Origin of the sequence: Aquiflexum balticum DSM 16537, from assembly GCF_900176595.1 — a bacterium.
Classification (GTDB): domain Bacteria; phylum Bacteroidota; class Bacteroidia; order Cytophagales; family Cyclobacteriaceae; genus Aquiflexum; species Aquiflexum balticum.
Genome location: NZ_LT838813.1, coordinates 696,077 through 720,816, shown reverse-complemented (window position 1 = coordinate 720,816; position 24,740 = coordinate 696,077). Strand labels below are relative to the sequence as shown.

At 40.3% G+C, this 24,740-nt stretch carries 25 protein-coding genes; 7 read left to right on the top strand and 18 right to left on the bottom strand.

Translation table 11 applies throughout. The features are described 5' to 3' along the window. Positions 1-8 precede the first annotated feature (8 nt). A complete protein-coding gene (locus tag B9A52_RS03215) occupies positions 9-899 on the top strand; it encodes a UbiA family prenyltransferase (RefSeq protein ID WP_084118950.1) in 891 nt (296 codons plus the stop codon). Here the strand turns inward: B9A52_RS03215 and B9A52_RS03210 are convergent. After that, complete coding sequence (locus B9A52_RS03210; protein ID WP_084118949.1) at positions 896-2,008, bottom strand: NAD(P)/FAD-dependent oxidoreductase; 1,113 nt, start codon at positions 2,006-2,008, stop codon at positions 896-898. The genes B9A52_RS03215 and B9A52_RS03210 overlap by 4 nt on opposite strands. A 250-nt stretch (positions 2,009-2,258) precedes the next feature. Here B9A52_RS03210 and B9A52_RS03205 point away from each other — a divergent pair, with 250 nt between their 5' ends. Next, complete coding sequence (locus B9A52_RS03205) at positions 2,259-2,681, top strand: Fur family transcriptional regulator (protein ID WP_084118948.1); 423 nt, start codon at positions 2,259-2,261, stop codon at positions 2,679-2,681. Here the strand turns inward: B9A52_RS03205 and B9A52_RS03200 are convergent, their stop codons facing one another. After that, positions 2,682-2,912, bottom strand: coding sequence for a hypothetical protein (locus B9A52_RS03200; protein WP_084118947.1), 231 nt, complete (start codon positions 2,910-2,912; stop codon positions 2,682-2,684). It abuts the gene before it with no gap. Between the two features lie 167 nt (positions 2,913-3,079). Between B9A52_RS03200 and B9A52_RS03195 the strand changes: the two genes are divergently transcribed. Further along, positions 3,080-3,553 (top strand): YcxB family protein, encoded by a 474-nt coding sequence (locus B9A52_RS03195; RefSeq protein WP_084118946.1) that lies wholly within the window; start codon positions 3,080-3,082, stop codon positions 3,551-3,553. A gap of 46 nt (positions 3,554-3,599) precedes the next feature. On the opposite strand, the gene B9A52_RS03190 is transcribed toward B9A52_RS03195, so the two are convergent. From B9A52_RS03190 to B9A52_RS03145, 12 genes are all read right to left on the bottom strand, one after another. Then, the gene (locus tag B9A52_RS03190; RefSeq protein ID WP_084118945.1) at positions 3,600-4,100 is read right to left on the bottom strand and encodes a fasciclin domain-containing protein; all 501 of its coding nucleotides are present in this window, start codon (positions 4,098-4,100) and stop codon (positions 3,600-3,602) included. Between the two features lie 273 nt (positions 4,101-4,373). After that, positions 4,374-5,477: a hypothetical protein gene (locus tag B9A52_RS03185; protein ID WP_157370055.1), complete on the bottom strand. Its 1,104-nt coding sequence runs from the start codon at positions 5,475-5,477 to the stop codon at positions 4,374-4,376. A 282-nt stretch (positions 5,478-5,759) separates the two neighbouring features. Then, entirely contained in the window at positions 5,760-5,933 is a 174-nt protein-coding gene (locus B9A52_RS25365; protein WP_157370054.1) for a hypothetical protein, read from the bottom strand. 14 nt (positions 5,934-5,947) lie between these two features. Beyond that, complete coding sequence (locus B9A52_RS03175) at positions 5,948-7,120, bottom strand: IS91 family transposase (RefSeq protein ID WP_084118942.1); 1,173 nt, start codon at positions 7,118-7,120, stop codon at positions 5,948-5,950. Next, positions 7,120-7,929 carry a tyrosine-type recombinase/integrase gene (locus tag B9A52_RS03170; protein WP_084118939.1) on the bottom strand — a complete coding sequence of 270 codons (810 nt, stop codon included), beginning with the start codon at positions 7,927-7,929 and terminating at the stop codon, positions 7,120-7,122. Before B9A52_RS03170 ends, B9A52_RS03175 begins: the two co-directional genes overlap by 1 nt. 256 nt (positions 7,930-8,185) lie before the next feature. Beyond that, complete coding sequence (locus B9A52_RS03165) at positions 8,186-8,974, bottom strand: hypothetical protein (protein WP_157370053.1); 789 nt, start codon at positions 8,972-8,974, stop codon at positions 8,186-8,188. A gap of 111 nt (positions 8,975-9,085) precedes the next feature. Further along, entirely contained in the window at positions 9,086-9,259 is a 174-nt protein-coding gene (locus B9A52_RS25360) for a hypothetical protein (protein WP_157370052.1), read from the bottom strand. A 14-nt stretch (positions 9,260-9,273) separates the two neighbouring features. Then, the gene (locus tag B9A52_RS03160) at positions 9,274-10,446 is read right to left on the bottom strand and encodes an IS91 family transposase (RefSeq protein WP_084118940.1); all 1,173 of its coding nucleotides are present in this window, start codon (positions 10,444-10,446) and stop codon (positions 9,274-9,276) included. Then, positions 10,446-11,255 (bottom strand): tyrosine-type recombinase/integrase, encoded by an 810-nt coding sequence (locus tag B9A52_RS03155; protein ID WP_084118939.1) that lies wholly within the window; start codon positions 11,253-11,255, stop codon positions 10,446-10,448. The genes B9A52_RS03160 and B9A52_RS03155 overlap by 1 nt, the downstream gene beginning before the upstream one ends. Before the next feature lie 236 nt (positions 11,256-11,491). Further along, positions 11,492-11,665 (bottom strand): hypothetical protein, encoded by a 174-nt coding sequence (locus B9A52_RS25355; protein WP_157370051.1) that lies wholly within the window; start codon positions 11,663-11,665, stop codon positions 11,492-11,494. A gap of 14 nt (positions 11,666-11,679) precedes the next feature. Then, positions 11,680-12,852 (bottom strand): IS91 family transposase, encoded by a 1,173-nt coding sequence (locus B9A52_RS03150; protein WP_084118938.1) that lies wholly within the window; start codon positions 12,850-12,852, stop codon positions 11,680-11,682. Next, positions 12,852-13,661, bottom strand: coding sequence for a tyrosine-type recombinase/integrase (locus B9A52_RS03145; protein ID WP_084118937.1), 810 nt, complete (start codon positions 13,659-13,661; stop codon positions 12,852-12,854). The genes B9A52_RS03150 and B9A52_RS03145 overlap by 1 nt, the downstream gene beginning before the upstream one ends. Positions 13,662-14,011: 350 nt before the next feature. On the opposite strand from B9A52_RS03145, the gene rlmH reads away from it, so the two are divergent. Then, positions 14,012-14,485, top strand: coding sequence for a 23S rRNA (pseudouridine(1915)-N(3))-methyltransferase RlmH (rlmH, locus tag B9A52_RS03140; RefSeq protein WP_084118936.1), 474 nt, complete (start codon positions 14,012-14,014; stop codon positions 14,483-14,485). A gap of 6 nt (positions 14,486-14,491) precedes the next feature. Here rlmH and B9A52_RS03135 read toward each other — a convergent pair whose 3' ends face one another. The 3 genes from B9A52_RS03135 to B9A52_RS03125 are packed head-to-tail and all read right to left on the bottom strand — an operon-like array spanning position 14,492 to position 18,136. Beyond that, entirely contained in the window at positions 14,492-15,718 is a 1,227-nt protein-coding gene (locus B9A52_RS03135; protein WP_084118935.1) for a hypothetical protein, read from the bottom strand. Between the two features lie 16 nt (positions 15,719-15,734). Further along, positions 15,735-16,427 carry a response regulator transcription factor gene (locus B9A52_RS03130; protein WP_084118934.1) on the bottom strand — a complete coding sequence of 231 codons (693 nt, stop codon included), beginning with the start codon at positions 16,425-16,427 and terminating at the stop codon, positions 15,735-15,737. Then, positions 16,424-18,136 (bottom strand): sensor histidine kinase, encoded by a 1,713-nt coding sequence (locus tag B9A52_RS03125; protein ID WP_084118933.1) that lies wholly within the window; start codon positions 18,134-18,136, stop codon positions 16,424-16,426. Before B9A52_RS03125 ends, B9A52_RS03130 begins: the two co-directional genes overlap by 4 nt. A gap of 203 nt (positions 18,137-18,339) precedes the next feature. Here B9A52_RS03125 and lysA point away from each other — a divergent pair, with 203 nt between their 5' ends. The 3 genes from lysA (at position 18,340) to B9A52_RS03110 (ending at position 23,523) form a co-directional block, all read left to right on the top strand. Further along, positions 18,340-19,572 (top strand): diaminopimelate decarboxylase, encoded by a 1,233-nt coding sequence (gene lysA, locus B9A52_RS03120; RefSeq protein WP_084118932.1) that lies wholly within the window; start codon positions 18,340-18,342, stop codon positions 19,570-19,572. 489 nt (positions 19,573-20,061) lie between these two features. Continuing rightward, positions 20,062-21,945: a T9SS type B sorting domain-containing protein gene (locus B9A52_RS03115; RefSeq protein ID WP_084118931.1), complete on the top strand. Its 1,884-nt coding sequence runs from the start codon at positions 20,062-20,064 to the stop codon at positions 21,943-21,945. A 48-nt stretch (positions 21,946-21,993) separates the two neighbouring features. Beyond that, complete coding sequence (locus tag B9A52_RS03110) at positions 21,994-23,523, top strand: cryptochrome/photolyase family protein (protein ID WP_084118930.1); 1,530 nt, start codon at positions 21,994-21,996, stop codon at positions 23,521-23,523. A gap of 10 nt (positions 23,524-23,533) precedes the next feature. Here the strand turns inward: B9A52_RS03110 and B9A52_RS03105 are convergent, their stop codons facing one another. Then, the gene (locus tag B9A52_RS03105; protein WP_084123367.1) at positions 23,534-24,676 is read right to left on the bottom strand and encodes a P1 family peptidase; all 1,143 of its coding nucleotides are present in this window, start codon (positions 24,674-24,676) and stop codon (positions 23,534-23,536) included. Positions 24,677-24,740: the final 64 nt, after the last annotated feature.

Here is a 24,740-nt window from a genome sequence, read left to right as displayed (position 1 = left end):
CCCCATTTATGTTTAAGTTGTCCAATTGGAGGCATCTCAGGATTCCTTTTTCGTTTTATTTGATGCCCGTTTTCTTTTTTGCATTGGCTTTGTCCCCCAACTTAAATGGAGATAGATTACTGATAGTCTTTGTTTCTCTTCATTTGTTCCTTTATCCTTCAAGCAACGGTTACAACAGCTACTTCGATAAGGATGAAAAAAGCATTGGTGGTTTGCGTAATCCCCCCAAAGTTACTAAAGGATTGTATTACCTTTCTTTGATTTTTTTTGTTATTTCACTGATTTTGGGTTTGAAGATCAACTGGCAGTTCAGTAGTATGCTGTTGGTCTATAGTCTGGTGTCCATGGCCTATAGCCATCCTTCTGTCAGATTAAAAAAATACCCTTATCTCAGTTGGGTTGTAGCAGGTTTCTTTCAGGGATGTTTTACTTTTGGGTTGGCCTATGCGGGATTGAGTGATTTTGGATGGGAGGTTTTTACCAAAAGTCATGTCCTTATTCCAGGGTCATTGACCAGTTTGATGCTTTGGGGTTCTTATCCCTTGACCCAAGTATATCAGCATGAGGAAGATTCCAAAAGAGGTGACATCACCCTAAGTTTAAAATTGGGCAAAAAAGGCACCTTTGTCTTTTCCAGTATATGGTTTTTGGTGACGGGGGTTTGCTTTAGTTGGTTTTTTCTGGATAGAAATCAGGAAAGCGGCTTTTTCGGGTTTTTGCTGGCGATGCTACCCGTAGTGCTTTACTTTATGATTTGGTTTTCTTTTGTAAGAAAAGATGAGGATAAATACACCAACTATACTTTGGCCATGTGGATGAACAGGATTTCAGCTATTGCTTTGAATGTTTTTTTTGTTTGGTATTTTTTAGAGAATACACAGGTGTTGCAGGTTTTTTAAAAAACCTCCCCATGGGTTCTTTTCATAATCTGACTGGCGGCAAAGGTAGAGTTTTTGATCAGTCCGACCGAAAATTCAGAAACCGCTTTGGACCCAAAAAGCCACTGCACTTTTCTTCCCACCCATAATCGATTTTTGAAAAAATGATTCCATTGCAAAGTATATTGGTTTTCAATGGAAGTTCTGTCCTTGTTTTGGAGGAGCGCTTCAGCTGCTAATTTTCCGGTATGAATTGCAATGGCCATTCCGTTTCCGCATAAAGGTGTAATCAAACCTGCTGCATCTCCGATCATCAGGATATGGTTTTCAACAGGTTTTTTTGGAGAAAAATTGATTTCATTGATTACCTCGGGTTTCTCAAAAATGAATTGACTGTTTAGAAAAAGGTGTTTGAGGTGGGGGTTTTTATGAAGCACATTTTTCTCCATTTCAGGAATATTCCCATACTGACGTAGCTGTTCTTTTGAACCCAAATAACAAAGGTTGAAGATCCCGTTTTCTACTTGGTTGATACCGCAATAGCCACCATCAAAATTATGTAGTGCGACGGTATTTGCGTCAAAGTCTGTTTTGATATGATATTTGACTCCAATGAATGGACTTCTTTGGTGCATAAAAGACCGGTTCATGGCTTTATCCACTTTGGATCTTTTTCCGAAGGCGCCAAGTACATGATCAGCTGAATATGAATCACCTTTATTCAATTTGAGAATAAATCTGTTCCCTTGGGTTTCAAATTCCACTTCTTCTACTTGGGATTGGAGTAAAAATTTAACTCCTACGTCCTTTGCTTTTTGATAGAGAAAAAAATCGAGGGCAAACCTGCTGATCCCAAATCCGCCTAAGTCCAGATCCATTTTTGCTTCATTTCCTTTGATGGATGTAAGCAGGAATTTGGTGATTTTGGAAGGGCCTATTTCTTGGGGAAATAATTCTTCTTTCTTGAGGAATTCTTTTACCTCATTGGAAATATACTCGCCACATACCCTGTGGAAAGGGTAGGTTTTTTTTTCAATCAGTAAAACCTCCTTTCCATTTTTTGATAATTGATGCGCAGCGATCAGTCCCGCAAGTCCACCTCCTATGATGATTGTTTGATAATGACGCATAAAATATAAAGTAGCATTTTAAATGGGATGGATTGACATATATCAAATTTCAGCATTTACAATAAATATAAGCCCTGAAATACGGGTTAAGTTTAAAACTTAATTATCAAATCAACCACATATCTCATGAAGAAGTTTACCCAAATAGAATTTATAAGACTCATCCAAAAATGGTCAGACTGAACAAGTTTGACCATTTTTTGCGTTATCCCCATAAGTACTTATTTTTACCCAAATATCAATTACAAAAATGTCCAATAGCCCACTTGAAATTCTTCATGATCACAGCCTTAGAATTACCAATTGTAGAAAAGCAGTGTTGAAAATCTTTTTGGAAAGGCAGGCTGCCCTTTCCCACTCGGATCTTGAAGAAGTGCTTGACAAGGACTTTGACCGGGTTACGCTTTACAGGACACTTAAAACATTTTTGGACAGTGATCTTATCCATAAGGTGCTTGATGATAGTGGGGCTGCAAAATATGCACTATGTTCTCATCATGGAGAAGAAAGCAAACACAGCCACGACCACGAACACGTACATTTCAAATGTGAAAAATGTGGTAAAACTATCTGTATTGAAGAAGTAAGTTTGCCAAAAATCAACCTTCCTGCCGGGTATATCAACAAAGAGGTAAGTCTATTGGTACAGGGAGTTTGCGACAAATGTAATTGATTAAACTTCAATGGGATCCTTGGGGGATTTTTTTGTAGGACCGTCAGAGGGCCAAATTACTCCCGGAGGTAAGTCAATTTTTGGGGGTGTAAAATCCTCAATTCCCCCATCACCATCGTCATCATTGTTTTGACTTCTACCGAGTTTAGATTTTGTCATGGTAGCTACAAAATAAATCAACACCACATAGGCTATTCCACATAACATCAAATCAACGGCCAAGCTACTCATAACGAAGAAATTTTGTTTAATTTACTACAAAAGGACATAGAAGTCAATTAAATAACCGATCTCTTATAGTTTTGATTAAAGAAATCCCAAAAATCTTAACAGTATTCCGGATTAACTTGTGAAATATGCCATATCGTTAGATATTTGCGCACTGAAAAATAAAGAAAATGATAGTAAAAACTAAAAAATATCAATTAGAGACAGGTACCTACATCAAAGCAGGCTTGGCAAATATTTTAAGAGAGCAATGGTGGGTGATTCTTATTGCTATAGCAATTGGTTGCGGTTATTTTTGGATAGCATCATGGTGGTGGATCAGCATGGCGATTTTGGCCTATGCATTATATTGGCTTTTTTGGGTCATCCAGTTTGCAGGCGTAACCCAAATGGAACAAAATAAAGTGATTTTTGAAAAAATGTCTTACGAAATAGACAGCAGACAGATTCTGATGAAATTAAATGCCAAACAAGGGATGCCTATCAAATGGGATATGATCAAAAAGGCGGAAGTCAAAAAGGATGCTTTTATACTTACGATGTCCAAAGCACAGTTTATACATCTTCCATTCAAGATTTTCAATTCCGAAAACGATAAAAAATTCGTTGAATCAATTCTTAAAAGAAAAAATTACCTTCAATAAAAAAAGCCCCGGAGACGGGGCTTTTTTAATTAAAATCACAATTCAATTACTTTGAAGGAAGAATTACTGTATCAATTACGTGTACTACACCGTTTGAAGCTTCGATATCAGCTGTGGAAACGGTAGCATTGTTTACCATTGCTTTTCCGCCTTTCAAAGTGATGGTAACATCTCCACCCTGTACTGTTTTAGCTTTCATTCCATTTTTCAAATCTTTGGAATAAACTTTTCCTGGTACAACATGGTAGGTTAATACTGCAACCAATTGAGCTTTATTTTCTGGCTTCAATAAGTTCTCCACAGTTCCTGCCGGCAATTTTGCAAATGCCTCATTGGTAGGTGCAAAAACAGTAAATGGTCCGTCTCCTTTCAAAACATCCACCAAATCACCGGCTTTTACAGCAGCAACTAGAGTAGAAAGGAATTCTGTCTGAACTGCCAAATCCACAATATCCGCATCAGGATTAATAGTAGCATTTTCGTTGGCAGTAAATGCTGAGGTCACAAAAAAAGTAACCATCAAGGCAAAGGTCATTAATTTTTTCATAGTAATAATAGTTTTGGTTTGTTCAGTAATAAGTCCAAAACATATAATATTGTTTTTCAATTACTTGTGAATTTTTGTAAATAGTTTTTCACTTACTGCATGCTACTGTTGGTTTACAAAAAAGGTGAGTTGGGATTGGTTTTTACATGTTATTTTTACGTCGTTATATTGAAAGAATATGAAAAACCTGATTGATTTAATGATTAGAAAGTATCAAAAATAACCATTGAAATGTGAAAAGACTTCAGGTCCTAACCGGACGAATGCCACTGATTATTTCATTAAATAATTGACCAAGGAAGCTGAAATTTCATTCATCATCTTTTCCATTTCTATTTTGAAATCTTCCGTCATTTTGTTGATCTTATCGCTGTTTCCCACAGAATCATTTTCTTCTTGAGAAAACTCCTCCATAAATTGACCCATTTGATCTACAGAAACAAAATTCATCCTAATGCTATTTTCTAGAAATTCAATGTTAAACTGGTATTGAATATCAAGAAATAATTCAACTCCCATAATTTTGGAAACAAGAACTCCTTTTTTTAGACCTGCAATTTTAACCTCTCTATTTTCCTCGCTCCTTATGGAATTTTCGACTTTATTTCTATAATAATCCTGATACCAGTTTATGGTTCCTGCATAGAGTTCACTCCTGTTCATACCTTCAAAATCAACGACAATAGGTTGAACGCCTTCTTTGCTGAAAACAAATTGTGGTATTTCTCTGAAAGTTGTTTTTCCCGGATTGGTAAAATCAATGTCATTGATTTTGATAATTTCTCCGGACAAAATTGCCGCCTCAAAGTTTACTGCTTGATTATATACACTCAAGTCAAGATTTCCATCAAATGACAAACCGACATCAATAACGCCGAAAATATTCTCCCCATTTTTCTTTGAAGAGACTTTGCTGAAATGTTGGATGGAATAAGCCCTTCCGTTATAGCCTTCACTAAGTCCTTCAGCAATTAATTGGTATTCTGTATGGGTTCCTATTGGTATCACTTTGTTGGGGACATTGACCAGTTTTTTTATAGGCGTAGTTATATGCGAAAATGCGCCTGAGTTGGGATCGCTACCTTTCCCTAGGTAAATCATATCTCCCTTGTTGATCGTCAATGTATCAAAAATCAATATTGGTCCATCAACCTTTTTTCCGGGGATTTGCCCAAATGCTGAAAAGCTTAAGATCATTAAGCCAATTATCAATGTATTTTTCATTTTATGTATGTACGCAATTATGCCAGAAGATTGGACATCCATGTTAATTCTCGTCTGAGGACTGAAATGTCCGATACATCGGTCTTCCGACTTCGGTCTTCCGTCCCGATTGAGGAAGAATTTAGGGTTATTGGCAAAGAAGCGTATATCCATATTTCATTTTATCTTAAATGTAAATTAAAAATCTTGCATATGACCTTATGGTCACTTCAAAAAATAAACTTTTCCAAAATGGATCGAGGAGCAAGTTTTAGCCGTCTTGTGGGTCGCACACTGGGTAAGGCAATAAGATTTTTTTGAGGTTTGTCATCCGTTTTTTGCCAGGTTTGCCACAACGTAAAGTGTTTTAGACGCAATCTAGCCAAAAAAATAGCCAAAATAAATTGGCGTTTCAAGATTGCGTTTAAAACATAGTTGGACTAAGCCGTGCTACACCTATGGGTATTTATCTGCTTTGCTTTGAAGGTTTTGTCTGGTTTTGGACCATTGTCCTGAAGTTTTGGACGGATTCCGCTTTTTTCCTCGGAAATTTTGTTTGGGACCGGGCATACCTTTCCCTGTAACAGAACCTCTGTTTTGTTTTTCTTTCAGCTTTTCAAAGAACTTCATCCCTGCTTTTTCATTCAGGGACCGTTTCCTTTTTCCCCGGGCGGGGCAAAGACCATCCTTCCGTTCTTGCAGCAGCTACACCTGAACATCTCTTCTCCGAAAATCTCCTCCATCACCTCGTAGGTGCTCAGCCCATGGTAAAATGACACCTCCCTTGTTATGTTCAACAGCCTGAAACATTCATTCATTTTGGTGTTGCTGTTGGCCGAGGCCAAGATGCCGTAATAGCGGATTTTGTAGAAGCCTGTTGGCAGTACATGTTGCATAAATCTTCTGACAAACTCGGAACAGGCAAGCAACATGGTTTTGGTTTTGTTGTCCCTGTAATCCTTCCACCTGAATTTTACGGTTTCACCATCTGTATCCAGAATACGGCTGTTGCTGATCGCTACCCTGTGGGTATACCTGCCAAGGTAGCTGACCACCTGGCCCGCCCCCCTGAAAGTCTTCTTGATATAGACATTCCACATCTTTGCGTAAGATTCCTTTTTCAGACTTTTGATATCGGCAAACAGCTCTTTTTGACCTTCGGGTATCCTGAGAAGGTTATCCTCCAGTGCGCCCAAAAGCCTTTCCATGAACAGTCCCCGGAACACGGACGAAAGGGCCTTTACCGGAACGAAGAACTTTTTACCGGCATACAGCCACTGCATCCCGTCACTGTCAAGGCCTCCTGCAGGAACCAGCATATGGATGTGGGGGTGGTAGTTCAGGGATTGGCCCCAAGTGTGGAGTACCGACAGACAGCCGCTTTCGACTCCCAGAAATGCCGGGTTCAGGGCCGTCTTCTTTACTGCTTTTGCGGAACATTCAAAGAGCAGGTTGTAACAGAACCTCTGGTTGATGTAGAACAATGGATTGAGAAACTCAGGAACCGTAAACACGGCGTGAAAGTACCTGACAGGCAGAAGCCTGCACTTTAGCTTTTCCACCCAAAGCTGCTGCTTGATGTACTGGCACTTCGGACAGTGACGGTTCCTGCAGCTGTTATAGCAGACTTTGACCCTACCGCAGGAGTCACAACAGAGACTGTGTGAGCCCATTTGTGATGTCCGGCAATGGAGGATGTCGTTAAAGGCCTTTCTCTGGTCAGGGCACAGATGCTTCTGCGACAGGAAAACCTCCTTTTGGGAATCCAGGACTGTTGAGAGTTCGGCCCCACCATTCCTTTTGTTAACAGCCTCCATCAAAGCTCATCCAGGGGACTTTTGATCTGCGCGGGGGTCAGGTTGCTTATATGCAGGTAAACCGTAGTGGTCTTAAGGGACCTGTGTCCCAACAGCTCTTGGATAATCCTGACATTGGTTCCCTGCTCGAGCAGATGTGTGGCAAAAGAATGGCGAAGGGTATGGAAGCACGCCTGCTTTTTTATCCCTGCTTTCTTCATAGCCTTTTTGAGTATACAGCGGGCGCTTGTCTCACTGTAAGGCTTTCCCGGTTCTTGGCCTTCAAAAAGGTAAGTAAGTGGACGGTAGCCTCTGAAATAATCCCTGAGCTTTACCAGTAACTGCTCCGGAAGAAGTGTGTACCTGTCTTTATAACCCTTTCCGCCCCTGACTTTGACCTGCATCCGGTCGCTGTCAATATCGCAGGGTTTCAGGTTGATTACCTCTCCCATCCTGAGTCCTGAGGCGTAGGTGAGAGCGATCAGGCAATAGTGTTTTCTGTTCCTGATACTCTTAAGGATAAGCGACACTTCTTCCTTTGAGAATACAACCGGAAGCAGCTTGGGACGTCTTGGCCGTTTGATCCTGATAGTATCCCAATCTCTTTCAAGCACGTCTTTGAAAAGTATTTTAAAGGCACTGATTGTCTGGTTTATGCTTGATACCGAAAGTCCGTCCAAACTGATCCTTTTAAAAAGGTAGTCCTTTAATTCGGGGATACTGATCAGATCCGGACTTTTTCCAAAATGAGCTGATACTACAGATACCAGGCTAAGATAGGTCTTGATGCTTCTGGGAGAATAATGTCTGTAGGACATCTCCTCATACATCCTCTGGCGCAAACTTTTTTTTCCATGATTAAATTAGTTAAAGATTGAACATGGAATAAATTTAATACATATTGTTAAAAATCAGGCCTTTATGATGGAATACAGAAAAACTACCGACGAAGGAGGTTTAGTTCAACGGGATTCAGCTTGGAGACGGCGGGCATTCGGAGCTGTTCTCTTCCTACCTACTCCTAACTTCTTAAAGATACTAAACTTTCTATTTACTCGGAACCGCCCGCTGTCTTCCAAGGTGATGTTAGCGAACGTATTCTTTTAGTTCCTTCATATTAAAGGACAAATAAATTGATTCTTCAATAGACCAATACTCTCCTTTAAGAAAATAGACTGGACGGCATGGCAGTTTCATAATGGAATCTTGGAAAAGCTTGTTAGTTGCGGGATGCGTGGAGTGCACGATTTTCACTTCCCTTATTCTTCCTGTATTATCTGACTTAACATTCACTGAGACTTTTATTGATTCCCCTTTCAAATCTTCTATTTCATTAGGATTAAAATTCTTTAAGATGAAATTCTTTAAATCTTCCTTATCTGAATAATCACATTCAAAAGACTCAGTTTTTGTTGAATTGACAACTCTTCCTTCATTAATGGCAAATTTAATCTCCTGTTTATAAATTGGAGTATAAAATGACTGTTCATAAACTTGGTTTTTCCCTGCCCAATAATCTCCATCAACAAAATCTGCTCTTATTAATCCATCGGTAAATTTTATCCCTAATATTTCTTCTATCAATGGATTTAATTGTTTTTCTGAATGGCAATCAAGTACATTGGATAAATACAGAACATCGTTAATTATTCTCCATTCTGCTCGAAAGCCCTTCCAACAATCAGAAGAAACTACATATTCATCTTTCCTTAATCTCAAGATTTTATCACTTATTCCTTCAATCTTATCTAGCGGAGAATCATAAAAATTTAAAGTGTCCTTTCCAAAAAATACGACATCAGGAATTTGAGAGGTCGCTTTTGATTGATTTGCAACCATAATCAGAATCAAAAATATGTAGATGGGTTTCATCATATGTTCGCTAACGTAAAGTGTTTTAGACGCAATCTAGCCAAAAAAATAGCCAAAATAAATTGGCGTTTCAAGATTGCGTTTAAAACATAGTTGGACTAAGCCGTGCTACACCTATGGGTATTTATCTGCTTTGCTTTGAAGGTTTTGTCTGGTTTTGGACCATTGTCCTGAAGTTTTGGACGGATTCCGCTTTTTTCCTCGGAAATTTTGTTTGGGACCGGGCATACCTTTCCCTGTAACAGAACCTCTGTTTTGTTTTTCTTTCATATTTCCAAAGAACTTCATCCCTGCTTTTTCATTCAGGGACCATTTGCTTTTCCTTCGGGCGGGGCAAAGACCATCCTTCCGTTCTTGCAGCAGGTACACCTGAACATCTCTTCTCCGAAAATCTCCTCCATCACCTCGTAGGTGCTCAGCCCATGGTAAAATGACACCTCCCTTGTTATGTTCAACAGCCTGAAACATTCATTCATTTTGGTGTTGCTGTTGGCCGAGGCCAAGATGCCGTAATAGCGGATTTTGTAGAAGCCTGTTGGCAGTACATGTTGCATAAATCTCCTGACAAACTCGGAACAGGCAAGCAACATGGTTTTGGTTTTGTTGTCCCTGTAATCCTTCCACCTGAATTTTACGGTTTCACCATCTGTATCCAGAATACGGCTGTTGCTGATCGCTACCCTGTGGGTATACCTGCCAAGGTAGCTGACCACCTGGCCCGCCCCCCTGAAAGTCTTCTTGATATAGACATTCCACATCTTTGCGTAAGATTCCTTTTTCAGACTTTTGATATCGGCAAACAGCTCTTTTTGACCTTCGGGTATCCTGAGAAGGTTATCCTCCAGTGCGCCCAAAAGCCTTTCCATGAACAGTCCCCGGAACACGGACGAAAGGGCCTTTACCGGAACGAAGAACTTTTTACCGGCATACAGCCACTGCATCCCGTCACTGTCAAGGCCTCCTGCAGGAACCAGCATATGGATGTGGGGGTGGTAGTTCAGGGATTGGCCCCAAGTGTGGAGTACCGACAGACAGCCGCTTTCGACTCCCAGAAATGCCGGGTTCAGGGCCGTCTTCTTTACTGCTTTTGCAGAACATTCAAAGAGCAGGTTGTAACAGAACCTCTGGTTGATGTAGAACAATGGATTGAGAAACTCAGGAACCGTAAACACGGCGTGAAAGTACCTGACAGGCAGAAGCCTGCACTTTAGCTTTTCCACCCAAAGCTGCTGCTTGATGTACTGGCACTTCGGACAGTGGCGGTTCCTGCAGCTGTTATAGCAGACTTTGACCCTACCGCAGGAGTCACAACAGAGACTGTGTGAGCCCATTTGTGATGTCCGGCAATGGAGGATGTCGTTAAAGGCCTTTCTCTGGTCAGGGCACAGATGCTTCTGCGACAGGAAAACCTCCTTTTGGGAATCCAGGACTGTTGAGAGTTCGGCCCCACCATTCCTCTTGTTAACAGCCTCCATCAAAGCTCATCCAGGGGACTTTTGATCTGCGCGGGGGTCAGGTTGCTTATATGCAGGTAAACCGTAGTGGTCTTAAGGGACCTGTGTCCCAACAGCTCTTGGATAATCCTGACATTGGTTCCCTGCTCGAGCAGATGTGTGGCAAAAGAATGGCGAAGGGTATGGAAGCACGCCTGCTTTTTTATCCCTGCTTTCTTCATAGCCTTTTTGAGTATACAGCGGGCGCTTGTCTCACTGTAAGGCTTTCCCGGTTCTTGGCCTTCAAAAAGGTAAGTAAGTGGACGGTAGCCTCTGAAATAATCCCTGAGCTTTACCAGTAACTGCTCCGGAAGAAGTGTGTACCTGTCTTTATAACCCTTTCCGCCCCTGACTTTGACCTGCATCCGGTCGCTGTCAATATCGCAGGGTTTCAGGTTGATTACCTCTCCCATCCTGAGTCCTGAGGCGTAGGTGAGAGCGATCAGGCAATAGTGTTTTCTGTTCCTGATACTCTTAAGGATAAGCGACACTTCTTCCTTTGAGAATACAACCGGAAGCAGCTTGGGACGTCTTGGCCGTTTGATCCTGATAGTATCCCAATCTCTTTCAAGCACGTCTTTGAAAAGTATTTTAAAGGCACTGATTGTCTGGTTGATGCTTGATACCGAAAGTCCGTCCAAACTGATCCTTTTAAAAAGGTAGTCCTTTAATTCGGGGATACTGATCAGATCCGGACTTTTTCCAAAATGAGCTGATACTACAGATACCAGGCTAAGATAGGTCTTGATGCTTCTGGGAGAATAATGTCTGTAGGACATCTCCTCATACATCCTCTGGCGCAAACTTTTTTTTCCATGATTAAATTAGTTAAAGATTGAACATGGAATAAATTTAATACATATTGTTAAAAATCAGGCCTTTATGATGGAATACAGAAAAACTACCGACGAAGGAGGTTTAGTTCAACGTAAAGTGTTTTAGACGCAATCTAGCCAAAAAAATAGCCAAAATAAATTGGCGTTTCAAGATTGCGTTTAAAACATAGTTGGACTAAGCCGTGCTACACCTATGGGTATTTATCTGCTTTGCTTTGAAGGTTTTGTCTGGTTTTGGACCATTGTCCTGAAGTTTTGGACGGATTCCGCTTTTTTACCCGGAAATTTTGTTTGGGACCGGGCATACCTTTCCCTGTAACAGAACCTCTGTTTTGTTTTTCTTTCAGCTTTTCAAAGAACTTCATCCCTGCTTTTTCATTCAGGGACCGTTTCCTTTTTCCCCGGGCGGGGCAAAGACCATCCTTCCGTTCTTGCAGCAGGTACACCTGAACATCTCTTCTCCGAAAATCTCCTCCATCACCTCGTAGGTGCTCAGCCCATGGTAAAATGACACCTCCCTTGTTATGTTCAACAGCCTGAAACATTCATTCATTTTGGTGTTGCTGTTGGCCGAGGCCAAGATGCCGTAATAGCGGATTTTGTAGAAGCCTGTTGGCAGTACATGTTGCATAAATCTTCTGACAAACTCGGAACAGGCAAGCAACATGGTTTTGGTTTTGTTGTCCCTGTAATCCTTCCACCTGAACTTTACGGTTTCACCATCTGTATCCAGAATACGGCTGTTGCTGATCGCTACCCTGTGGGTATACCTGCCAAGGTAGCTGACCACCTGGCCCGCCCCCCTGAAAGTCTTCTTGATATAGACATTCCACATCTTTGCGTAAGATTCCCTTTTCAGACTTTTGATATCGGCAAACAGCTCTTTCTGCCCGTCAGGTATCCTGAGAAGGTTATCCTCCAGTGCTCCCAGAAGCCTTTCCATGAACAGTCCCCGGAACACGGACGAAAGGGCCTTTACCGGAACGAAGAACTTTTTACCGGCATACAGCCACTGCATCCCGTCACTGTCAAGGCCTCCTGCAGGAACCAGCATATGGATGTGGGGGTGGTAGTTCAGGGATTGGCCCCAAGTGTGGAGTACCGACAGACAGCCGCTTTCGACTCCCAGAAATACCGGGTTCAGGGCCGTCTTCTTTACTGCTTTTGCAGAACATTCAAAGAGCAGGTTGTAACAGAACCTCTGGTTGATGTAGAACAATGGATTGAGAAACTCAGGAACCGTAAACACGGCGTGAAAGTACCTGACAGGCAGAAGCCTGCACTTTAGCTTTTCCACCCAAAGCTGCTGCTTGATGTACTGGCACTTCGGACAGTGGCGGTTCCTGCAGCTGTTATAGCAGACTTTGACCGTACCGCAGGAGTCACAACAGAGACTGTGTGAGCCCATTTGTGATGTCCGGCAATGGAGGATGTCGTTAAAGGCCTTTCTCTGATCAGGGCACAGATGCTTCTGCGATAGGAAGACCTCCTTTTGGGAATCCAGGACTGTTGAGAGTTCAGCCCCACCATTCCTCTTGTTAACAGCCTCCATCAAAGCTCATCCAGGGGACTTTTGATCTGCGCGGGGGTCAGGTTGCTTATATGCAGGTAAACCGTAGTGGTCTTAAGGGACCTGTGTCCCAACAGCTCTTGGATAATCCTGACATTGGTTCCCTGCTCGAGCAGATGTGTGGCAAAAGAATGGCGAAGGGTATGGAAGCACGCCTGCTTTTTTATCCCTGCTTTCTTCATAGCCTTTTTGAGTATACAGCGGGCGCTTGTCTCACTGTAAGGCTTTCCCGGTTCTTGGCCTTCAAAAAGGTAAGTAAGTGGACGGTAGCCTCTGAAATAATCCCTGAGCTTTACCAGTAACTGCTCCGGAAGAAGTGTGTACCTGTCTTTATAACCCTTTCCGCCCCTGACTTTGACCTGCATCCGGTCGCTGTCAATATCGCAGGGTTTCAGGTTGATTACCTCTCCCATCCTGAGTCCTGAGGCGTAGGTGAGAGCGATCAGGCAATAGTGTTTTCTGTTCCTGATACTCTTAAGGATATGCGACACTTCTTCCTTTGAGAATACAACCGGAAGCAGCTTGGGACGTCTTGGCCGTTTGATCCTGATAGTATCCCAATCTCTTTCAAGCACGTCTTTGAAAAGTATTTTAAAGGCACTGATTGTCTGGTTTATGCTTGATACCGAAAGTCCGTCCAAACTGATCCTTTTAAAAAGGTAGTCCTTTAATTCGGGGATACTGATCAGATCCGGACTTTTTCCAAAATGAGCTGATACTACAGATACCAGGCTAAGATAGGTCTTGATGCTTCTGGGAGAATAATGTCTGTAGGACATCTCCTCATACATCCTCTGGCGCAAACTTTTTTTTCCATGATTAAATTAGTTAAAGATTGAACATGGAATAAATTTAATACATATTGTTAAAAATCAGGCCTTTATGATGGAATACAGAAAAACTACCGACGAAGGAGGTTTAGTTCAACGGTTCTCTTCCCGAAACTTATTGCGCTATTTGTTCCATTTTGGAATGCTTTGCGCAACTTATTGCGGATATTTTTGAATTATCTAAACTTAGACCTAAAATTCTAAATATCCAATCTGCCTTTTTGGCTTTCATCCAAGTCTTCCAAACAGTTTTTTCCAAATTAAATCTACCCGATCAAGATTTTTAGGAGAAGCTTTAATTATTTTGCAGGATGCAGATCAGACTTATCGCCGTCGGCAAAACAGACCATTCCGCTATCCAAACCCTTTTGGAGGAGTATATCAAGCGTTTGGGATTTTATATCAAGTTTGAATTGGAAATTATTCCTGACCTGAAAAATTCCAAAAACCTGTCCGAAGCAGCCCAAAAGGAAAAAGAAGGAGAACTTATTCTGAAAAAAGTACAGTCCTCAGATGAATTGGTTTTGCTGGATGAACAGGGAAAGCAATATTCCTCGGTGGATTTTTCAGATTATCTCCAAAAGAAAATGAATTCAGGCCTGAAGCAATTGATTTTCGTGATTGGAGGGCCTTATGGTTTTTCAGAAAGCGTATACCATAGAGCTAATGGCAAAATCTCTCTTTCCAAAATGACTTTTTCCCATCAAATGGTCAGGGTGTTTTTCGTAGAACAGTTGTACCGGGCTTTTACTATTTTAAAAAATGAGCCCTACCACCATCAGTGATTGATTTTATTTCAAAATGCTCTCGACACTTATTTTACTCACTTTTATTTTTCTCCAATCTTCGGAATCTTCTGTCCATGCCAACCAAATATTTTCACCGTCATAGGATAATTGCGGAAATCCGCTGGAGCGTTTTTCTGAACTTTGGGCAATGACAATCGGATTCCCCAACCTTCCTTGGGAATTGACCTTTCTACCCATAATTTTTCCTTCTTCCATCCAGGTGACAAAAGCTGTTTCTTGATTGATCATGGCAATGCTTACTCTTCCAATGGTTTTTCCCATGTCTATTTTAATGGGGGGAGCAAAGTTTTTACCGTTATTCTCTGAAAATGCTACTTTTACTTCGGGACGATCATTGGCTGCTGAATACCATACTACTCCTACGTGATTTTTCCATGCAGAAATTTTTGGGCCATTGACAGGGCAAGCGGCAATCTCCCAAAGGTCCATATGTACAGGAAAGGTTTCTGACCAGTTCTGTTCTTCCCATTTTACCAAACCCAAGTCCCTGATTTCGGTTTCCGACCGATCCCTAAAGACAATGATAGGACCTTCATCTGTCATGGCTGAACTGGTTTGACAACAGTCACAGACTCTTTCATCAAGCTCCCAATCACTGATTTTGGTTCCTTTGGAATCCAATAGGGCTGCTCTTACAGTCATTTGACCTTGATGTCCATGGTCATGTCCTGTATGACCTGATCCTGTATTCCTGCCATCCAACCAGGAAATCAGCATATTTTCTCCCCAGGGAGTCATTGAAACAAAGCCATGTTCTGTCTGTGTTTGGTCATCATGTAGCTTGGTAGGAATGGTCCAGTCTGTTCCGTTTTTTGAAGTAGTGGTCATGATATCGTATGCAAAAGTACCCGGACCACTTTTTTGAAGAAAAAAGGCAATTAAAATCCCATCTTCAAACGAAGATATTTGTGGATAATCAGCCCAATTCACAAACCAATCATCGCCCTGAGCAATCAATGCCGCTTCTGACCATACATTCCCGTCCCAAGATGAGAATTTCAAATAGTTAGTTTGGTCTGTTTTTTCTATCCAGGAGAGATGGGTTTTCCCGTCTTTGGTAGAAAAAAGGAAAGGCTCTTCCATATGAATATTCTCTGCTGAAAGAACCTGATTGAGTTCAACGTTTGGAAGCCCATTTTCTACAGGCTTTTCAGAGCATGAAAAAAAGCACGAAAAACATAACAAAGTCAGAAAATAAATTGCTCTCATTATTTTTTGTGTTGCATCAATCTGTTACTACCATTTTGAATCCTTCCCCATGTATAGTTATGATCTGTACCTTTGGATCTTCTTTTAGGATTTTCCGGATTTTGCTGAGGTAGACATCCATACTTCTTGCGTTGAAATAAGAGTCATCACCCCAGATCTGCTTCAATGCATGACTACGGTTCACCAGTTTATTCATTTCAGAAGCCAGGAGTCTCATGAGCTCATTTTCTTTGGATGTAAGCTTATGGGTTCCTGATGGACCGATGATGTATTGCTCATCATAATGGAGTTCGAAGGCTCCAAAGTTGTAGACTTTCAAAGTGTTAACCTCTTCCGATTTTTGGGTTCGCCTAAGAATTGCAGCAATTCTCAAGAGTAATTCCTCCATACTAAAGGGTTTGGTAATGTAATCATCAGCACCGATTTTAAGCCCTTCTATGATATCTTCTTTTAGATTTTTGGCTGTGAGGTAAATGATTGGAAGGTCCTCCTGTACTTTTTTGATTTCTTTGCCCAATGTGAAACCGTCCTTCTTTGGCATCATGATATCCAGAATGGCCAATCCGAATTTATCTTTTTTGAATTTTGACCAGCCCTCTTCTCCATCTCGGCATAAAGTGGTTTCATAACCTTTCATTGTCAGGTATTCCTGAAGGATATCTCCCAAATTGGGATCATCTTCCACGACTAGAAGTTTTGCTTTGTTCATTGTTTTTTGGGGAGTTTGAGGGTGAAGATACTTCCTTTTCCTGGTTCGCTGTTAACTGTAATTTCGCCTTTATGTGCTTCGGTCATGGTTTTTACATAAGCCAAGCCGAGCCCAAATCCTTTTACATCATGTAAATTACCGGTAGGAACCCTATAAAATTTATCAAATATTTTTTTTACTGATTCTTTGGACATGCCGATACCATTATCTTTTACAGACACAAATAAGCTGCCATTTTGATCCCAGGACTTGATCTCAATGTTTGGTTTATCTTTGGCGTACTTAATGGCATTATCCAAAAGATTATTGATGATATGGGAGATATGGAATGAATCCGCTTCCAAATAAGGTTCTTTCAATTCAGAAAGCAATTCAATTTTCCCACCTTTGTTTTCCACCTGCAAACCGATATGTTGCCTGGCATTTTCGAGTATATCGTCCATGTTTACTTTTTCCAACTTGAGTTTGAAGTCTTTCTTATCCAAAGTGGCAGATTGAAGTACCTTTTCCACCTGTGATCCCAGTCTTGTATTTTCATCTTTGATGATACTCAAATATCTCTTCCTAAAAGATTCCTGATTCAAGAGTTCAGGATCCTGCAAGGCTTCCACTGCCAGGCTTACCGTGGCAATGGGAGTCTTGAACTCATGGGTCATGTTATTGATAAAATCATTTTTGATGTCTGACAGTTTTTTCTGTCTGATGATGACTTTAATGGCATAAATAAAACAAAAAATTACGATGCCGATAAACAAAAGAGAACTCAAAACCGGCAGCCAGATCTGACGGAAAATGTAAGCTTTTTTGGTTGGGAAATGGACAACAAGATAATTCTCTTTTCCCAATATGTCACTTGGAAAAAGCCGGGCCTGTATTCCGTTTGAAACCAGCCTGCTGGAATCTATAAGGCTGGAGATTGGAATAAGCATGCCTTTGTCATCAAGGATTCCCAAATCAAAAGATTCCCCAATCCCCCTTTCTTTGAGGTTGTTTTTTAGGTATTTACGTAACTGCGAAGTGTCCATTCTGGAAAGCACATCTCTTTGACCTTCCAATAGTTCCTCCCAGGCCCTGTTCATAAATTCTATTTTGATATTCGCATTTCTAATTTTTTCCAAGGCATCCTTGGGAACATTATATTCTTCTATATAATCAGAAGGTCTATTGATACCATATCTTCTTCTAAAGGTTGTTTCTGCCTGATTGAGATACTGATACTGTCTTTCGCGTTCCTGTAAGAGGATTTCCATTTCATCGGGAGTAAAAATAGTCGATGCGATCTCCGGAGTCAGATATGTAAAAAAATTGTCAAGGTCTGAAAAGACTGATAAATCCACCCCTCTTGATTCTATAAGCCTTCTGAAGCTTTGACTGATCTGGGGAATTTGCTGCTGTAAAATGGAATCCATCATGGAAGGCCTTCTTGTATTGATGGGCCTTTGTCTTACCTGAACGACTATGGGCTCAATCCTTTGGAACATGGATTGCTGCAACAGGGTGTCCTTAGCGAGATAGCTTAAAAAAATATCACTTGTTTCTCCTTTGTCAATCTGGGAAACCGTAGCTGCCAGTGATTGGTAAACTGTCTGTTCAAACCTTTCTTCATTGATCCTTAGGGCATTGCTTACCCAATAGTATTGAAATCCAATCAGACCAATACTGGCTATGGACATCAATACTATGATCAGTTTCATCTTGGACTTAGACATTCTGTAAATTTAACGCTTATTGGATGGGATGATAAATGCTTAACGTTATTTAACGCAAAGAAAGGTTGATTCGGTTCGATATTCATTTCCAAACTTAAATAAATGCGGTAACCTCCGAATCAAAAAGATTGATTTTCTGTATTCGAGTGGAGTCTTTTTTATTGTAGTTCAATCAGTATCTTTGCGATTCAAAAATGAGTTAAATGAACTTCGAAGATCAAAAATATCGAATTCAGGGAATTCCCTTGACTGAAATTGCCAATACTTTTGGCACACCTTTGTATGTATATGATGGGCAAAAAATCCTGGATAAAGTAGCCCTTTTAAAACAGGCTTTTTCCAAGGTTAATTTAAAAATCAAATATGCAACCAAAGCACTTTCCAATATCAATATTTTGAAATTGATGAAGAAGGCAGGCACAGGGGTAGATGCTGTTTCGATAGAGGAAGTGAAACTTTGCCTGCATGCTGGTTTTGAGCCTCATGAAATCATGTATACGCCAAACAGTGTTTCCTTTGCTGAAATCCAATTGGCTGTGGAAATGGGTGTAATGATTAATATTGACAATATTCCCATGCTGGAACACTTTGGGACTTTTTACGGCAATAGCGTGCCTGTTTGCATCAGACTGAATCCCCATATTTTGGCCGGAGGCAATGCAAAAATATCTGTAGGACATATTGACAGTAAATTCGGCATTTCCATACTTCAGCTGAAGCATGTATTAAAAGTGGTACAGGCTTATGATTTAAATGTTATAGGCCTTCATGTACATACAGGGTCTGATATTTTGGATGCCACTGTTTTTCTAAAAGGTGCTGAGATTTTGTTTGATGCGGCAAGAGAATTCAAAGGTTTGAAATTTCTTGATTTTGGTGGCGGTTTCAAAGTTGCGTATAAGCCGGGAGATGTTGCTACTGACATTTTGGATGTAGGGGATAAAGTATCTGAGGCTTTCAATAAATTTTGTAAAGAATATGGTTCTGAACTGGAGATTTGGTTTGAGCCCGGTAAGTTTTTGGTTTCCGAAGCAGGATTGCTTTTGGTTCAGGTCAATGTGGTCAAATCAACTCCCGCTTCCACTTTTGTAGGGGTAAATTCCGGATTGAATCATCTGATACGTCCGATGATGTATGATGCTTATCATGATGTTGTCAATATTTCAAAAGTAGATGGGCCTGAAAGAGTGTATACCATTGTGGGCTATATCTGCGAGACTGACACCATTGCTGCAGACCGAAAACTGAAAGAAGTTCAGGAAGGGGATATTTTGGCTATAAAAAATGCAGGGGCCTATGGATTCAGCATGTCTTCCAACTATAATTCAAGATTGAGACCTGCAGAAATATTAGTATTGAACGGGCAGCCACATCTCATCAGGGAAAGAGAAGAGTTTGAAGATGTATTGAGACATCAAATAGATTTAGATCTTTGATTATTCATTTTGGACAAAATTTGGGAATTATTTCATTTGGTTAAGACCAAAAAATCCGGCTTTTAAACAGGCCGGATTTTTTATTTTTTCAATCCAGGATCCCAAAATTTCAAGGAACAGATGATTTTTTTTTTAGAATAGGAAAAAAAATCCATTGCCAGCATAATTTTTTTCTCTTTCGGTAAGTGTGTTGATTTCAGTTCATAATATAAAAAAAGCATATTCTCTTTCCGATTTTGAAATTCGTGTTTCAATAACCTTTTTTTCACTGTAAGTGGAATAAAAACTGCCTATATCCACTTTACTAATTGTTTGTTTTTTTGGAATTAAATTCTTTAGATTAAGAAATCACCCACATAAATAGAAATATCATTTTGTTTTATATCAATTACATAAAATATTATTTCTATTTATAAAAAGCAGTTTTTCACCTTTTAAAGACAGATTTTAAATGGCGAACTGCAACATTCTTTAATTATTGTTTTTGAAATGAAAAAGCATTTAATCTGTTTAAAAATTTTATGTTTCCTGATTTTTTTTCAGGGGTATGGTATAATTGGCAATGCCCAAACCTTTGATGCTTCCGATTTTTTAAGTTCTTCCAAGAATGTGATTGAACCGCATAAGAAGTTGGGTGCAGTTACCAGAATTAAAACCGGCCCTGATAACACAATCATGAGTGTGGATGTAAGCGGTCAATTGGCTTTGTGTTCGCATGCTGATAGGGGACATATAATTTTGGATGTGAATGGCGGATTACCTCCTTATACCTTTAGATGGAATAATCTGGAAACAGTCCAGAACCGGTATGATCTTTTGGCGGGAACTTACTCCGTTTGGATCCAGGATAGTGTGGGAAATGAAATCAAAGAAAGGATAATTATTCAACCCCCATATCCCCTTGAAATAGAGATGTCCGAAATCAAGGAAACAAGCTGCTTGGGCAATAATGACGGAGAGGCCAAAATCAACATACTCAAAGGAAGGGGAGAGCCTTATAAAATTGAATGGAGTCACGGCTTGAAAAACCAAATACATGCAAAAAATCTTAAAAACGGCACCTATTCGGTAAAAGTATCAGATCAGTTTGATTGTAGCAAAACAATCTATTTTGAAATAAAATCCAATTCGGAAACAATGGAGATTTCTGAATCGGTCAATCACGTATCCTGTAACAGTGCAGAAGATGGTGCAGTTTCCATTGATGTCAAAGGAGGAAATGCACCCTACACTTTCAGTTGGTCAAACGGTGCAGTTACCAATGAAATCAAAGGATTGGCTCCAGGTGATTATCATGTATTGATCAAAGATCAAAAAGGATGCAGTATTTCAAAAACCTATAAAATAAATGCTGCTGCTCCTTTGGAAATTTCAAGCGAAGTGAAATCAGATTTACTTTGTTACAATTCTGAGGAAGGGGAAATCTCTCTGAATATCGTTGGAGGAACAGCACCTTACACCTATAAATGGTCAAATGGGGCAGATTCCAAGGATATCCAAAATCTCGGAAAAGGAGAATATCATGTAAAAGTCACAGATGCCAAGGGGTGTTTTGTCGAAAAAACCTTTGATATAACAGGTCCTGAAAAATTGACGGCTAAGATTGAGACGGCATTGGATATCAATTGTGAGCTTGGAGAGGCTAAAGGCGTAGCATGGGTAAGTATCCAAGGAGGCAAGTCGCCTTATCAGGTCAAATGGCAAAACGGTACTACAGATTCAAGAGAAATAGAAATAGGAGATGACAGAGAAATCACTGTTGAGATAACCGATTCCTTTGGTTGTTCTGTTTCTGAAACTATCATGGTGGATTTTTCTACTATTGCTGCAGCTGACAAGCTTGACTTTAATTACAGGAAACTTCAATTCGCCGGAGAGGAAGAAATACTTGTAGATGAACCGTTGTTGTTTGAAAGTGCCATTGCTGAGGATTTTATTGCTTGGGAATGGGATTTTGGGGACGGAACAAAATCTCATGAAAAAGACCCGATCCATATCTTTAAAAATCCGGGAGAATTCGAAGTGGTATTGCGGGCCTTTGATATGTATGGATGCTCTTCTGTATTAACCGAAGAAGTCAGAATTAATCAGCATGAAGAGTTCTTTTTGATGCCAAATGCCTTTTCTCCCAATGGAGACGGATTGAACGATAAGTTCCATCCTGTTGCAAAAGGAATTGCGGGGTATACAATGGATATTTTCAATTATTGGGGAGAACATGTATACTCAAATGCCGATCGGGACAGTGAAGGATGGGATGGATTTTTAAATGGACAGGTATTACCTAATGGCAATTATATTTACAAGGTGCATTATTCAACATCCAAGGGTGAAAAAGTTCAAAAAACCGGAACAGTTACACTCTTGAGATAAAACAAAATCCTCTCCCCAAGCTTTATCATAGGGATATCTAATGTTCTTATGAAAAGGAAATTAAGGCTAATTTTAGGAGATCAATTGAATCTCAACCATTCATGGTTTAACGAAAGCAATCAGAACATTCTGTATGTTTTGATGGAATTGGGACAGGAGACAAGCTATGTCAGGCACCATATTCAGAAGGTTGTGGGATTTTTTTTAGCGATGAGAAATTTCGCAGATGAGCTTCAAAAGCAAGGTTATCAGGTTTTGTATTTGGGACTGGATTCCAAGAGCAATACCCAAAGCCTAACTGACAACCTCTCCTTGATCATCGAAAATAATGATATTGAACACTTTGAATATCAACTTCCTGATGAATATAGATTGGATCAGCAATTGAAGGAATTCTGTAGTTCATTGAATATTTCTTTTTCGAGTCATGATACGGAGCATTTCATTACCTCCAGAAATTTTCTGGCGGATTTCTTTAGAAATAAAAAAACTTATCTCATGGAGACTTTTTATAGGGAAATGCGAAAACAAAACGATGTTTTGATGGATGACGGAGAGCCGCTTACAGGAAAATGGAACTTTGATCAGGAAAACCGGAATAAATTCAAAGATCCATTACTGCTCAAATCACCTAAGACTTTCCCAAAAGATGCTTCCTCGATAGTCGCCCAATTAAGGAAAATGGGAATTGAAACGATTGGGGAGATTAATGAAAAAGATTTTGGTTGGCCGGTTTCCAGGGCGGAGAGTTTGGCGGTATTGGACCATTTTTGTTCTGAATTATTGCCTTATTTCGGTGAGTATCAGGATGCGATGTATTCAGATGACGTCTTTTTGTTCCACAGTAGATTAAGTTTTAGCCTCAATACCAAAATGATTTCCCCTTTGGAAGTGGTTCAAAAGGTGGAGTCCTATTGGGAGAGTCAACAGGAAAAAATCTCTATAGCGCAGGTGGAAGGTTTTATCAGGCAGATTATTGGCTGGAGAGAATATATGAGAGGCGTTTATTGGGCAAAAATGCCTGAGTATGGTATGATGAATTTTTTTGGGCATGACAGGAAATTGCCCGGATTCTATTGGACTGGCGAAACGAAGATGAATTGCATGAAGCATAGTATAGACCAATCCTTGAAAGTAGCTTATGCTCATCATATTCAGCGTTTGATGGTTACCGGGAATTTTGCCTTATTGGCAGGGATCCATCCTGATGAAGTTGATGATTGGTACTTGGGAATCTACATTGACGCAATCCAATGGGTAGAGATGCCAAATGCAAGAGGAATGAGCCAATTTGCTGACGGGGGAATTGTGGGAACGAAGCCTTATGTATCCTCTGCAAATTATATTGATAAGATGAGCGATTATTGCAAAAGTTGCCATTACGATAATAAAGAGAAAGTCGGAGCAAAGGCATGCCCATTCAATAGCCTTTATTGGCATTTTTACAACAGGAATGAAGAAAAGTTATCCAAAAATCCCAGGATTGGGATGGTGTACAGGACTTGGGAAAAGATGAAAAACAAATCAGAAATTCTGGAACAGGCAGAGGAGTACCTGGGCAATATTGAGAAACTATAAGGTTGGATGATTATCTGACAATTTTGTTATACCGTCCCATTATTTCCAGGACTTCATTTTTGGGCAAAGCTTTGACATTTTTTCCGTCTTTTCCGGACATATCCTCCGCAGCAAACAATGAATTGATGATGGCCTCTTCAGTGGCTTCGATCGTAGCCAAAAAAAGAGGGCTCAAATCATCATTTCTAAGAAATCTGTTTTCTTCAAGAGTCAGCGGTTTTTCCTGATGTCTGATTCTGTTTTCTTCGTTTGTGGAAAAAGCAATAACATAATCTCCGGATCCATTAGAGGCAATGCCACCAGTTTTAGCCAAGCCCATCATCGCCCTTTGTGCTATTCTTTTTAAGTTTCTATTACTGATAGGAGCATCTGTTGCAATAATGATCATGCAGGATCCATCGACTGATGCCAGGTGATCCATGAAGCTGTATTTTCCTAATTCAACGCCCACGGGCACTCCATCGATTTGCAGGACTCCTCCGAAATTGGTTTGGACCAGCACACCTATTGTATAACCGCCCAATGTTTTGGGAAGTTTTCTGGAGGATGTCCCTATTCCGCCTTTGAACCCAAAACACACGGTACCTGTGCCGGCACCTACATTTCCTTCTTTAACCAAACCTGCTTTAGCGGATTCAATAGCAGATAGAACATGCTCTTTGCTGATATGCTGCCCACGGATATCATTGAGATAACCGTCATTTGTTTCGCCGACCACTGCATTGACTGATTGAATCTGTTCATTTCCCGTTTGATGGATGGTATAATCGATTATCCCCTGTATGCCCGCAGCTACACTCATGGTGTTGGTCAGGATTATAGGACTCTCTATATTCCCCAATTCTTCGATCTGAGTACTCCCGGCCAATTTACCGAAACCATTTCCTACAAAAACGGCAGCAGGAACTTTTGCCTGAAATAAGTTTCCTTTGTGCGGAAGGATTGCGGTTACTCCTGTCCTGATTGATTCTCCCTCAATTTTGGTATAATGACCGACTAAAACGCCTTCCACATCTGTAATGGAATTATTGGCTCCAATAGGTAGGACTCCAATTTGAATTCCTAAATCCCGAGCCCTTTGTTGGGCGCTTAATGAGTTTAAAGTCATAAATAGAAATAATATGGCAGGTATTATAAGGAAATGTTTGTTCATTTTTGGAAATAATGATTGTCTTATAGTTTCCATTTTATAAATAGGCAAAATAGGCCAAAGGACA